We start from the raw sequence: 13,270 nt of genomic DNA on the forward strand, positions 1-13,270 counted from the left end.
CATTTTTTTGCGTTATATAAACTTCATTAGCATAATTGTTGATGAAGTTTTTTTAATTATGAATATAAAACTACTTGTCCCATTTTTTTTCTTCGGAATTATTTCTGTTTTTGCTCAAACAAAAATTAGTGGCCACGTGCTAGATGAGCAAAACGAATCTGTGCCTTATGCAAATGTGTTTTTTAAAGGCTCAACAGAAGGTACTATAACAGACGAAAACGGAAAATTTTATTTAGAATCTCAAAATACTTGGGACACTGTTGTGGTTTCGTTTTTAGGTTATGAAACACTAGAAATTCCTCTTAATAAGAAAGTAAATTACGACTTAAAATTTATTTTAAAAGAAGGTGCTTCACAACTTAAAGAAGTTTTAATTGTTACAGGAAAACAGTCTAAAAAAGAATCTGAAAACCCTGCAATTACTATACTAAAGAAAATTTGGGAACGTAAACATAAAAACGGATTGCGTCAATTTAAGCAGTACGAATATGATAAATACGAAAAAGTAGAGTTTGACCTCAATACAATAGATAGTTCATTAATAAAAAGCAAACTATTTAGAGGTATGGAGTTTGTTTTTGAAGAGGTTGATACATCTAGAATAACAGGAAAAACATATTTACCAATATTTATTAATGAGTCTTCGAGTAAAGTTTATGGAGACAATATTCTTAAAAAAGAAAAGGAAGATTTAAAAGGGAATAAAAATTCGGGTTTTAGTAATAATCAAGTGATTATTGATTTTGTTGACGATTTATATTCAGAGTTTGACATCTACGATAATTACCTTAAGTTTTTTGATAAAAGTTTTGTAAGCCCTTTATCAAAAACAGGAATCAACACCTACAACTATGTGCTTTCTGATAGTGCATTTATTGATAACAAATGGTGTTATAATATTATTTACTATCCAAGACGTAAAAACGAGCTAACGTTTAAAGGCGATTTTTGGGTTAACGACTCTACGTTTGCTATAAAAGAAATAAATCTTCAGGCATCAAAAAGTGCAAATATTAACTGGGTTAAAGAAATATATATAGAGCAAGAGTTTGAGGTATTAAACGATTCGTTGTTTTTAATAAAACGCGATTATATGCTGTCTGATTTTGCGCTAAATAAAAAAGAGCAATCCCGTGGTGTTTATGGAAAACGTACAACTCTTTATGATAAATATGCTTTTGATATCCCGAAGACTGAAAAGTTTTATAATGAAGAAGTTTACAACTATAATGAAGATGCTTATAATAGAGATGATGCATTTTGGGAAGCTAATAGGTTAGAGTCTTTAAATGATGATGAACAAGGCGTGTATAAAATGTTAGATACTCTAAAAACCGTCAAAAAATTTAAACGACTTTATAATTTAGGGAGTATTCTTGCCTCAGGCTATGTTGAGTTTCCAAGTATAAACTTTGATTACGGACCAATATTTTCAACTTTTGGGTTTAACGAAGTAGAAGGGCTGCGTTTACGCACAGGAGGAAGAACTTATTTTGGACCAAATGATTTATGGCGTTTAGAAGGTTTTTTAGCTTATGGTTTTAGAGACGATAAATTTAAATATGGTATTTCTGGAAAATGGTTGGTCGATAAGAAAAACCGATTCATAATATCTGGAGGAAACAGGCGAGATGTTGAGCAAATAGGCGCAAGTTTAACAAATTCGACAGATGTGTTAGGTAGAAGTTTGGCATCATCTGCAGTAATTGGTACAGGACCTAATGATAAATTAACAAATATTAATTTAACTACATTGGCTTTAGAAATTGAGCCAGCCAAAAATTTAATATTCCGTTTAAGTGGGAGTTACAGAACTTTGGAATCTGCATCTGATACTTTTAGCTTAGACTATTTTACCGATGCTACACAAACAACAACCGAATCGGAAATAAAACAGTACGAAACTGCATTTTCAATTTCATATTTTCCAAAACGAAAAATGACAGGTTTTGGTGTTGAGCGTCGTAACGCAAATGATGGTTATGCAAGTTTATTTGCACAAGTAACTCGAGGTGAAAAAGGGTTTTTAAATAGTGATTTTGATTATACAAAATTGCAATTTTCTTATATTCAACCTTGGCAAGTTGGAGGATTTGGTCGCTTAACCACTACTTTTGAAGCAGGTAAAACAATTGGCGAAGTTCCTTTAGGTTTGTTAAGTGTTGTACCAGGAAATCAATCTTACTTTTCAATATATAATTCTTTTTCTCAACTCGATTTTTATGAGTTTGTAACAGATACTTATACTTCATTACATTTAGAGCATAATTTTAATGGACGTTTCTTTTCTCGAATTCCGTTTTTACGCAAGTATAATCTTAGGGAAATTGTAGGTATTAGAGGTGTTTGGGGAGAAGTGTCTCAAGCAAATAGAGATTTAAATGCTTCAGGATTAATTTATGTAGCACCTACCAATAAAGTGTATTATGAATACAGTTTTGGAGTTGGTAATATCTTTAAGGTTTTTAGAATTGACTTTAATTTTAGAGGGAATTATTTAGATAATCCAGATGCACGTAAGTTTGGTGTTACTGGAAGTTTTGGGTTCTATTTTTAGATTTTCATACTTAATTATCAAGTTTTAAAATCATTTTTTTAATTAAAGAAATTTGACCTAAATGATAATAGCTATGCTCAATCATACCTTCAATATTTCTACGATAGCTTCCATATTTCTTATCTACAAAATTATTTTCTAGTTTTTCATTAGGCATTAGTTCTATATGACTTGCAAATTTTTCTGCATTTGATAATAAGTCATTCAATAATTCATTCCATTCTTCTTCAGATTTAATATCAGGAAAGTCAAAACTATATTTATCTCTAATGTCTAAATTTCTACCTTCAAAAACCTGTAGTACACCAGCAACATAATAATTTATGTGATAGGTTAATGCCAAAATACTATTAAGGGAGCCAATTTTAGTAATTGCTTGCTTCCAATTTAATCCAGATAATTGATCCTTATAGTTTGTGTTCGCAATCCAAGTTCCGTTTAAAAAAACCTCTCTAAAGCGATTTGCTAATTGATTTGATGTTTCCATTTTGTTGTAAAGAATTACAATAGAATGTAAGATCGATTTTATTTATTAAAAAGTCAAGAAATATTTTATTGATAAACTCAAACATTGCTGTATCTTTGCAGCCCTTAAAAATTTAGAATGACAATAAAAGGAAAAACAACTTTTGATGTATTAATTGAAATACCAAAAGGAAGCAGAAATAAATATGAATACGATTTCGAATTGAAAAAAATTCGATTTGATAGATTGTTGTTTTCATCAATGATGTATCCAGCAGATTATGGTTTTATACCAGAAACTTTAGCTTTAGATGGAGATCCATTAGACGTGCTAGTATTAGGTACTGAGCCAACATTTCCAATGTGTGTAGTAGAAGTGAAGCCAATAGGTGTGTTTCATATGGCTGATGAAAAAGGAAATGACGAAAAGGTTATTTGTGTTCCTGTATCAGACCCAATTTGGAATAGTTTAAACGATTTATCTGATGTAAATCCTCATCAAATTAAAGAAATTGAACACTTTTTTCAAGTATACAAAGATTTAGAAAAAAAGAAAGTAGACGTTGAAGGTTGGGGAGATGCCCAAGAAGCTTATGAAATTGTAAATAAATGTATAGATCGTTATGAAAATAGCGAGCATAAAACCAATGGAGACTTCACTATTTAAATAATTAATAGTTGCAATATTCTAAACCCTTCTACAATAAAGTGGAAGGGTTTTTTAATTCTTGCAGATTTTACTACTTTTGCCTTCGTTAAAAACTAATCTAACTAAAAAAACAATATGGAATCAATGATGATTTATATGCCAATAGCAATGGCACTTTTAGGACTGGCTTACATGCTTGTAAAAAAGTCTTGGGTAATGAAACAAGATGCTGGAGATGGTAAAATGAAAGAAATTTCAGATTACATCTACGAAGGTGCTTTAGCATTCTTAAATGCAGAGTACAGACTTTTAGCTGTGTTTGTGCTTATAGTAAGTATCGCTTTAACAGCAGTTTCTTTTATAGTACCAACTACACATTGGCTAATTGTAATTGCTTTTATTTTTGGAGCTGTTTTTTCTGCATTTGCAGGAAACATTGGAATGAAAATAGCAACCAAAACAAATGTAAGAACTACGCAAGCGGCTCGTACAAGTTTACCTAATGCACTTAAAATATCTTTTGGTGGTGGTACAGTAATGGGTCTTGGAGTTGCTGGTTTAGCAGTTTTAGGTTTAACAGCATTTTTCATTATTTTCTTTCATGTATTTATGGGAGGTGTTTGGACAAACACTATGGATATGACAATTGTGTTAGAAACATTAGCTGGCTTTTCTTTAGGTGCTGAATCTATTGCTTTATTTGCTCGTGTTGGTGGAGGTATTTATACTAAAGCTGCCGATGTAGGAGCAGATTTAGTTGGAAAAGTGGAAGCTGGAATTCCAGAAGATGATCCTCGTAATCCTGCTACAATTGCAGATAACGTTGGTGATAATGTAGGTGATGTTGCAGGTATGGGAGCCGATTTATTTGGGTCTTATGTTGCTACTGTATTAGCAGCAATGGTTCTTGGTAACTATGTTATAAAAGATATGGGTGGAAATATTGGTGAAGCCTTTGGAGGTATAGGTCCAATATTATTACCTATGGCAATTGCTGGAGCAGGAATTATTATTTCTGTAATAGGTACAATGCTAGTAAAAATTAAAAATAACGACGCTAAAGAAGCACAAGTTATGGGAGCTTTAAACCTAGGTAACTGGGTGTCTATTGCTTTGGTGGCTGTGTCGTGTTTTGCTTTAGTAACTTGGATGTTACCAGAAACTATGCAAATGAATTTCTTTGGAGAAGGCTTGCAAGATATTTCTTCTATGCGAGTATTTTATGCTACGTTAGTTGGTTTATTTGTAGGAGCTGTGATTTCTTCAGTAACTGAATATTATACAGGATTAGGTAAAAGCCCAATCTTAAAAATTGTTCAACAATCAAGCACAGGAGCAGGAACAAATATTATTGCTGGTTTAGCAACAGGTATGATTTCTACATTCCCTTCAGTATTATTATTTGCTGGAGCAATTTGGGCATCTTATGCATTTGCAGGATTCTATGGTGTAGCATTAGCAGCTTCTGCTATGATGGCTACAACTGCTATGCAATTAGCTATTGATGCTTTCGGACCAATTTCTGATAATGCAGGTGGTATTGCCGAAATGAGTGAGCAAGAACCAATTGTAAGAGAGCGTACAGATATATTAGATTCAGTTGGTAATACAACTGCTGCAACAGGAAAAGGTTTTGCTATTGCTTCTGCAGCATTAACTTCGTTAGCACTTTTTGCTGCTTATGTTACGTTTACTGGAATTGACGGGATTAACATTTTTAAAGCGCCAGTTTTAGCAATGTTATTTGTTGGTGGAATGGTACCAGTAGTATTCTCTGCATTAGCTATGAATGCTGTAGGTAAGGCTGCTATGCAAATGGTAAATGAAGTACGTCGTCAGTTTAGAGAAATTCCTGGAATAATGGAAGGTACAGGAAAACCACAATACGATAAGTGTGTGGCTATCTCTACAAAAGCATCTTTAAAAGAAATGATGTTGCCTGGAATATTAACTATTGGTTTTCCATTGGTAATTGCTTTTGTTCCGATGATTTTTGGAATGGATTCTCTTGCCATAGCTGAAATGTTAGGTGGTTATATGGCTGGTGTAACAGTAAGTGGAGTGCTTTGGGCGATCTTCCAAAACAATGCTGGTGGAGCTTGGGATAACGCTAAAAAATCGTTTGAAGCTGGTGTGATGATTAATGGTGAAATGACTTATAAAGGTTCTGATGCTCATAAAGCAGCTGTAACTGGTGATACGGTTGGAGATCCATTTAAAGATACTTCTGGCCCATCAATGAATATTTTAATCAAACTAACATGTTTAATTGGTTTAGTAATTGCTCCAATTTTAGGAGGTCACACAGTTGAAACTGCTGTAACAGATACTATGATGAAACATGAAATTTCTAAAGAGATTAAAGTTGAAATGGAATCTGCTGATGCTGATAATGCTAGAGCTGTTATAACTGCATCTTATACTGAAGATGGTAAAACTATAACTGAAGAGCAAGTTGTTGAAGGTACTTTAGAAGAAGTAAAAGCTAAAATAACTGAATTAAAAAATAAAGAAAACAATTAGTTTTCTTAACAGATAAAAAAGAAAAAACCACATCTATTGATGTGGTTTTTTTATGCTTTTTATTTAAATATGAGATTAAAACAATCCGTTTATCTCTGCGTCAATCTTATTAATAATACTTCCTAAATCTTCAGGGTTGGCTACAAAATCTAGATTATCTACATCAATAATAAGTAAGTTGCCTTTATCATATTTAGTAATCCAAGCTTCATAACGTTCATTTAATCTACTTAAGTAGTCAATACTTATTGAGTTTTCGTAATCGCGACCACGTTTATGAATTTGTGACACTAAATTTGGGATAGAGCTGCGCAAATAAATTAGTAAATCAGGCCCTTTAACAAATGATTCCATTAAATCGAAAAGTGAACGATAATTTTCATAATCGCGATTTGTCATCAAACCCATGGCATGAAGATTTGGCGCAAAAATATGAGCGTCTTCATAAATGGTTCTGTCTTGAATAATATCTTTACCGCTTTGACGAATTTGCGAAACCTGTCTGAATCTGCTATTAAGGAAATAAACCTGTAAATTAAAACTCCAGCGTTCCATCTGATTATAAAAATCATCTAAATATGGATTATCTACAACATCCTCTAATTGAGGTTCCCATTTGTAGTGTTTTGCGAGTAATTTTGTTAGCGTGGTTTTACCTGCGCCAATGTTTCCTGCTATAGCAACATGCATAGTTCTAGTTGATTTTTAATTGGTACTGATGTAATTTTACAGAATCGTAAATATACAAGGTTTCATTGGTTAGTAAAAACTGATTTATTAACAATTCCTTTATTTTAATTGGAATGAGTTTTTGTGAATTTTTGGCTAAAAAAAAGAGTTTATTGTTATTTTTTAAAATCACATTTCCATTATTTTCTGTTAAGGCTGTGAAGCCATCATTGTTTAGTTTAGATACTAAACTTCCAAAATAATTAAAAGTATACAAATGCTTTTCTGTTAGCAGCCAGCAATAATTATAATTGCTTCTCATATCTAATACATTAGACTCAACAGGCAACGTATTAGCTCTTATAGTATTGTTTTTATAATCATAAAGCTCTAATTGTTGCAAGTCTGTATTAAAGGCCCAAAGTGTAGTGTCATATCCAGTAGATATGTGTGATACATTTTTATATGGTTGAACTGTATTAAAATCTATTTTATATATTTCTGCTAATCTGTTATCTAGAATTATAGCTGTATTAAAGTTCTTGTAAAACAGATTTATCTTAAGTGTGTTAAAAGCATTTGCAGAAGATATATTACCAAGTTGAACATTACTATAAGTTAATATTTTATTTTCTTCTGTTTTGCTTAATGCATTTCCTTTCACAGCATATATAATTCCAAAATTATCTATACCTATTATAGATTGAGTATCTATATCTATGGTTTTTATAAAAGCTGCCTCAATAAGTTCTTGCGAACTCATCGAAGATGAAATGAAGAGAAGTATGTATAAGAAGTATTTCATACAGATTTGAAAATTACAAAAATTGAATCACTTAATTATTGAGTACTAATAAAATTAAACAAGAAACTTTAAGATTATTTTAACTTTTTAAAACTTAACTAATTAAGGTTTTATAAGTCTAATGCTAGGTAAAACTTTATTTTTATCACTTAAACCAAGACTATTTAAATATGAAATCAATTTCTATTAAATTCTGTATTGCCCTTTTAGTACTATCAAGTAACTTTTTAAATGCTCAAGATTTTCAAGGCAAAGCCTATTACCAATCGAAAACAACTATCGATATGGACAACTTTGGTGGAAATCAAATGAGCGAAGAGCAAAAAAAGACGATTGCCGAGCGAATGAAGAGTATGTTTGAGAAAACTTATATACTAACATTTAATAGAACTGAGTCTAGTTATAAAGAAGAGGAAAAATTAGACACTCCAGGACAAGGTGGTGGTTTTAGAATGATGATGGGTAATTTTACAGGTGGAGCTCAATATAAAAATGTAAAAAGCTCTCAAATGCTGCAAGAGCAAGAGTTCTTTGGAAAACAATTTTTAGTAAAAGACTCATTACCTAAACTCGATTGGAAAATGGAAGGGGAAACAAAGCAAATTGGTCAATACACTTGTTTTAAGGCAACAGCTGTTAAAAAAGTTGATGAGATGGATTTTACTAATATGAGAAGACGTAACAGAGATAATGATGAAAAGAAAGATGGAGATAAAGCTAAAGACTCAACAAAAACAGAAGTTTCAGACAATCCAATGGATGATATTGAAATACCAAAAGAAATTATAGTTACGGCTTGGTATACACCACAAATACCAGTTAATCAAGGCCCAGGAGAGTATTGGGGACTACCAGGATTAATACTTGAAGTATCGTCTGGACGAACTACAATTTTATGTTCTAAAATTGTAATCAATCCCGAAGAAAAAGAAGAAATTAAAGTGCCTTCTAAAGGAAAAGAAGTAACTCAAAAAGAATATAGCGACATCATGAAAAAGAAAATTGAAGAAATGCAAGAAATGTATGGTGGTCGAGGTAGAGGTAACTTTAGAAGAAACTAAGATCAATCAAAAAACATGAAAAAACTAACTATCCTAATGCTACTTTTAGTAGCAAGCCAATCTTTTGCTCAAATTAAATTAGAAGGTGTTGTAAAAGACAGTATTGGCAATCCTCTAGAGCTAGCCAATGTTATTGCTATAAATCAAGAATCAAAAACATTAGAGTCATATGCTATAACAAACGACCAAGGACGTTTTAAGCTTGCTTTAGGTAAAAACTCAACTTATAAAGTTCAAGTAAGTTATATAGGTATGAAAACGTTTGAAGAAACTATTTCAACCAAAGAAACAGATATTGATAAAAGTTTCACTTTAAAGGCAGACAATTCGTTAGACGAAATAACTCTCACTTATGAAATGCCAGTTACAATTAGCGGAGATACAATTGTTTATAATGCTGATTCTTTTAAAAACGGAAGTGAACGTAAGCTAGAAGATGTGCTAAAAAAGTTGCCAGGAGTTGAAGTAAATTCAGATGGTGAAATAGAAATTGAAGGGAAAAAGGTGACAAAAGTAATGGTTGATGGTAAAGATTTTTTTGATGGAGACTCAAAACTAGCAACTAAAAACATACCTTCTAATGCAGTTGATAAAGTTCAGGTTTTAAAAAATTATGCCGAAGTTGGGCAGTTAAGTGGTGTAACCAACAACCAAGATAATATAGCAATAAACATTAAGCTAAAAGAAGGAAAAAAGAATTTTTGGTTTGGTAATATTACTGCAGGCGGAGGTACAGCAGACGACAAAGCCTTGTATTTAGCACAACCAAAATTATTTTATTATAGTCCTAAATATAGTATCAATTTTATAGGTGATCTTAATAACATTGGAGAGATAGCTTTTACACGTAGAGATTATTTTAATTTTACTGGCGGATTTAGAGCACCAAGCTCTCAAAGTGGGACCAATATAAGTCTAGGTAATAATGACCTTGGGTTTTTGTCACTACAAAATAACAGAGCTAAAGATATCAATACTAAATTTGGAGCAGCCAATTTTAGTTATTCCCCTAAAAAGACATTAGATATTAGTGGGTTTGCAATTTTTTCAAGTAGCAAAACCGAATTGCAAGAAAACAGTTCAGTCCAATACACAGATGAAAGTCTTAATATTCCAGACGAAGACACCCAAAGCAATGCAATACAACGAAGCAATTTAGGGATGTTAAAATTTAGTACCAAGTACAAGCCTAATACAAATAATCAATTAGACTATGACGTTTTAGGACGTATGTCTAAAGAGTCGCAAGACCAAGATTACCTGTCATCAGTTATTGGGAACATAAACCAGTTTGAGGAGTCAACGCCTTTTAGTATCAATCAAAATTTAAATTATTATTATACACTAAACGAGAAAAATATCTTTGCTTTTTCTGCACAGCATTTAATACAAGATGAAGATCCTTTTTATAATGCTTTTATTGAAGAAAACACCAATTATGATGATACTGGAGATGCATTAGGATTGGACGATATGCAAGTTGGTTATGATATTGCACAAAACAAGCGTGTAAAATCAAATCAAGTTGATGCTAAACTTGATTATTGGAATGTACTAAATCAAAAAAGCAACATCAATTTTACTATAGGAACTATTTACAGTAACCAAAAATTTAATTCCGAAATTTTTCAATTTTTAGATAATGGTTCAACGTTTAATCCAACACCAACTATCAATGACGGACTAGATACTAATGACACCAATTATACATTTTCAGATGTATATTTAGGCGCACATTATCAATTTAAAACAGGAATTTTCACTTTCACACCTGGAGTTTCTGCACATGCATATAGTGCAAAAAACACACAGTTCGGATTAGAGTATACAGATAATTTTTTCAGGTTATTACCAGACTTTAATACAAGAATTCAATTAAAAAATAGTGAACAGATTATTTTTAATTACCGAATGCAAACACAATTTACCGATGTCAATCAGTTAGCTAGAGGATTGGTATTAAACAATTATAACTCTATCTTCTCTGGAAATCAAGAATTACAAAGCGCCTTATCTCACAATCTTAACCTTTCTTATTTTAGTTTTAATATGTTTAATTACACAAACGTGTTTGCAAACATTAACTATAATAAGAGTATCGATAATATTAGAACAGCATCTACATTTCCTCCAGGTAGCGTAGTGAGAGTGAGTTCTCCTTTTAATTCCGATTTCGCAGATGAGAATTTAAGCATTAATGGACGTTTTCAGCGTAATTTTGGGAAGATAAGAGGAACATTAAATGGTAATTTTAATTACTCAAAATTCAATCAGTTTATCAACGCACAACGTTCAGTAAACGAAAATTATTCACAAACGTATCGTGCAGGCATAAGTACAAACTTTAAAACAGCACCAAATATCGATTTAGGATATCGTTACGTTATACAAGATAACGATCAAGGCAGCAGTCGTACAAAGTTCTATACTCAGGCGCCATCAATCAGTTTTGATGCTTATATTTTAAAAATGTTCACATTCAAAACTGAATATTCATACAACAAGTTTAGCAATCAAGACAGAACATTAAATAGTTTCGAATTTTGGGATGCATCATTATCATACAGAAAAGATAAAGACGCAAAATTTGAATACGAAATTAAAGCCACAAACTTATTAGATACAAAATCACAAAATCAAAGTACAAATAGCAACATATCTGTTAGCGCAACCGAGTATTATATTCAACCACGTTTCTTAACGTTTAGGTTGCGTTATGAGTTATAAACATTTAGGCGTTCAGTTTTTACAAAAAACTGCAGGCTTTCGCAACTCGCTTTTTCTATAAAAAGAGCTCAAACAAATTGCTCAATCCTTAACGCAAAAAAATAAAACGACTGTTAATTTTAACAGTCGTTTTATTTCAAAATATTGTATTTTGCTTCACCTAATTCACTACTTAAAAATTGTTAGATAAATGAAAAAAACAATCAAATTAACGCTTGCAATAGCAATGCTATTTTCAATTCAAAATCAAGCACAAAGCACAGACGAAGTTGTAAATAGTATAGTAAAAGAAGCAACAGAAAACTCACAACTAGAGCGTTTAGCTCACGAACTTTTAGATGGTATAGGCCCACGATTAGTAGGAACACCTCAAATGAAACAAGCTAATGATTGGGCAGTTGCACAATACGCTAAATGGGGAATTTCAGCAAAAAATGAACAATGGGGAGAATGGAAAGCTTGGGAGCGAGGTATTACACATATAGATATGGTGTACCCAAGAGTGCAATCTTTAGATGGTATGCAATTAGCTTGGAATCCAAGCACAGGACCAAAAGGGGTTACAGCAGAGGTAATAGTTATGCCTACTTTTAGTGGTCCAGACGATTTTAAAAACTGGGTAAAATCAGTAAAAGGTAAATTTGTAATGGTGTCTGAATATCAAATTACAGGACGTCCTGATTATAACTGGGAAGAGTTTGCAACTGAAGAATCTTTTGCGAAAATGAAGAAAGATCGTGATTCTCTTTCAGGATTATTTAGAGATAATTTAAAACGTACAGGATATAGTAATTGGAGAGGTTCAGGATTTAGTGAAGAAGGTATAGCAATGTTAGAAAACTCTGGAGCAGCAGGTATTATATCTTCTTATTGGTCTAAAGCATTTGGGTCTAACAAAATTTTTAGTGCATCTACAAAAAAAATACCTACTATAGATTTAGAGTTAGAAGATTACACAATGTTATATAGACTTGCTGAATATGGAAGTAAACCAGTAATTAAAGTAGTTGCCGAGTCTAAAGATTTAGGAGTTGCACCAACATTTAACACAATTGCTGAAATAAAAGGAAGTGAAAAACCTGAAGAATATGTTATTTTATCTGCACATTTAGATTCTTGGGATGGTGGAACAGGAGCAACAGATAATGGAACAGGAACATTAGTAATGATGGAAGCTATGCGTATTCTAAAGCTAGTATATCCAAATCCAAAGCGTACAATTATAGTAGGACATTGGGGAAGTGAAGAACAAGGCTTAAATGGCTCAAGAGCTTTTGTTGAAGACCACCCAGAAATCATTCAAAATATTCAAGCTCTATTTAATCAAGATAATGGTACAGGACGAGTTGTAGATTTATCAGGTGCAGGATTTTTACATTCTTATGAGTATTTAACGCGTTGGTTAGAAGCAGTGCCAAATGATATTTCAAAACATATTAAAACAGAGTTTCCAGGTTCTCCAAGTTCTGGAGGTTCAGATAACGCATCGTTTGTAGCAGCAGGTGCACCAGCGTTTAATTTAAGTTCATTAAGTTGGTCGTATTGGAATTATACTTGGCATACAAACAGAGATACTTATGATAAAATAGTATTTGATGATGTTAGAAGCAATGCTATTTTAACAGCTATTTTAGTGTATATGGCTTGTGAAGATGATAATAAAACATCAAACGAAAAAAGCGTATTACCTATTAGTAGAAGAACAGGTGAACAGCAAAATTGGCCTACACCTCGTTCTCCAGAGCGTAAAGGTGGAACAAACTAAAAATAAAAAGCCTCAACTTTACGTTGAGGCTTTTTTTATTCTACAGATA

At 32.1% G+C, this 13,270-nt stretch carries 9 protein-coding genes; 6 read left to right on the forward strand and 3 right to left on the reverse strand.

Going from position 1 to position 13,270, the window contains the following annotated elements; translation table 11 throughout:
- The first annotated feature begins 58 nt into the window (after positions 1–58).
- Positions 59–2,557, forward strand: coding sequence for a DUF5686 and carboxypeptidase-like regulatory domain-containing protein (locus IEW41_RS12850; protein ID WP_188606780.1), 2,499 nt, complete (start codon positions 59–61; stop codon positions 2,555–2,557).
- Positions 2,558–2,567: 10 nt separating this feature from the next.
- On the opposite strand, the gene IEW41_RS12855 is transcribed toward IEW41_RS12850, so the two are convergent.
- Positions 2,568–3,044, reverse strand: coding sequence for a DinB family protein (locus tag IEW41_RS12855; RefSeq protein WP_188606781.1), 477 nt, complete (start codon positions 3,042–3,044; stop codon positions 2,568–2,570).
- Positions 3,045–3,161: 117 nt separating this feature from the next.
- On the opposite strand from IEW41_RS12855, the gene IEW41_RS12860 reads away from it, so the two are divergent.
- Complete coding sequence (locus IEW41_RS12860; RefSeq protein ID WP_188606782.1) at positions 3,162–3,689, forward strand: inorganic diphosphatase; 528 nt, start codon at positions 3,162–3,164, stop codon at positions 3,687–3,689.
- A 117-nt stretch (positions 3,690–3,806) separates the two neighbouring features.
- Positions 3,807–6,194: a sodium-translocating pyrophosphatase gene (locus IEW41_RS12865; RefSeq protein ID WP_188606783.1), complete on the forward strand. Its 2,388-nt coding sequence runs from the start codon at positions 3,807–3,809 to the stop codon at positions 6,192–6,194.
- A gap of 75 nt (positions 6,195–6,269) precedes the next feature.
- On the opposite strand, the gene IEW41_RS12870 is transcribed toward IEW41_RS12865, so the two are convergent.
- A complete protein-coding gene (locus tag IEW41_RS12870; RefSeq protein WP_188606784.1) occupies positions 6,270–6,884 on the reverse strand; it encodes a deoxynucleoside kinase in 615 nt (204 codons plus the stop codon).
- A gap of 4 nt (positions 6,885–6,888) precedes the next feature.
- Positions 6,889–7,626 (reverse strand): hypothetical protein, encoded by a 738-nt coding sequence (locus IEW41_RS12875; protein ID WP_229660223.1) that lies wholly within the window; start codon positions 7,624–7,626, stop codon positions 6,889–6,891.
- A gap of 212 nt (positions 7,627–7,838) precedes the next feature.
- On the opposite strand from IEW41_RS12875, the gene IEW41_RS12880 reads away from it, so the two are divergent.
- The 3 genes from IEW41_RS12880 to IEW41_RS12890 all read left to right on the forward strand — a co-directional run bounded on the left by IEW41_RS12880 (position 7,839) and on the right by IEW41_RS12890 (position 13,221).
- Positions 7,839–8,729 (forward strand): GLPGLI family protein, encoded by an 891-nt coding sequence (locus IEW41_RS12880; protein WP_188606786.1) that lies wholly within the window; start codon positions 7,839–7,841, stop codon positions 8,727–8,729.
- A gap of 15 nt (positions 8,730–8,744) precedes the next feature.
- On the forward strand, positions 8,745–11,456 hold the full coding sequence (locus IEW41_RS12885) for a TonB-dependent receptor (protein ID WP_188606787.1): 2,712 nt from the start codon (positions 8,745–8,747) through the stop codon (positions 11,454–11,456).
- A 190-nt stretch (positions 11,457–11,646) separates the two neighbouring features.
- Positions 11,647–13,221: a M20/M25/M40 family metallo-hydrolase gene (locus IEW41_RS12890; protein WP_188606788.1), complete on the forward strand. Its 1,575-nt coding sequence runs from the start codon at positions 11,647–11,649 to the stop codon at positions 13,219–13,221.
- Positions 13,222–13,270: the final 49 nt, after the last annotated feature.

Origin of the sequence: Aquaticitalea lipolytica (assembly GCF_014641635.1) — a bacterium.
Lineage (GTDB): Bacteria > Bacteroidota > Bacteroidia > Flavobacteriales > Flavobacteriaceae > Aquaticitalea > Aquaticitalea lipolytica.

What these genes read in the sequence shown, in the direction of transcription:
- IEW41_RS12880 (WP_188606786.1), top strand. Translation starts at nt 7,839, where the DNA reads ATGAAATCAATTTCTATTAAATTCTGTATTGCCCTTTTAGTACTATCA.
- IEW41_RS12855 (WP_188606781.1), bottom strand. Translation starts at nt 3,044, where the DNA reads ATGGAAACATCAAATCAATTAGCAAATCGCTTTAGAGAGGTTTTTTTA.
- IEW41_RS12850 (WP_188606780.1), top strand. Translation starts at nt 59, where the DNA reads ATGAATATAAAACTACTTGTCCCATTTTTTTTCTTCGGAATTATTTCT.
- IEW41_RS12860 (WP_188606782.1), top strand. Translation starts at nt 3,162, where the DNA reads ATGACAATAAAAGGAAAAACAACTTTTGATGTATTAATTGAAATACCA.
- IEW41_RS12885 (WP_188606787.1), top strand. Translation starts at nt 8,745, where the DNA reads ATGAAAAAACTAACTATCCTAATGCTACTTTTAGTAGCAAGCCAATCT.
- IEW41_RS12890 (WP_188606788.1), top strand. Translation starts at nt 11,647, where the DNA reads ATGAAAAAAACAATCAAATTAACGCTTGCAATAGCAATGCTATTTTCA.
- IEW41_RS12865 (WP_188606783.1), top strand. Translation starts at nt 3,807, where the DNA reads ATGGAATCAATGATGATTTATATGCCAATAGCAATGGCACTTTTAGGA.
- IEW41_RS12870 (WP_188606784.1), bottom strand. Translation starts at nt 6,884, where the DNA reads ATGCATGTTGCTATAGCAGGAAACATTGGCGCAGGTAAAACCACGCTA.
- IEW41_RS12875 (WP_229660223.1), bottom strand. Translation starts at nt 7,626, where the DNA reads ATGAGTTCGCAAGAACTTATTGAGGCAGCTTTTATAAAAACCATAGAT.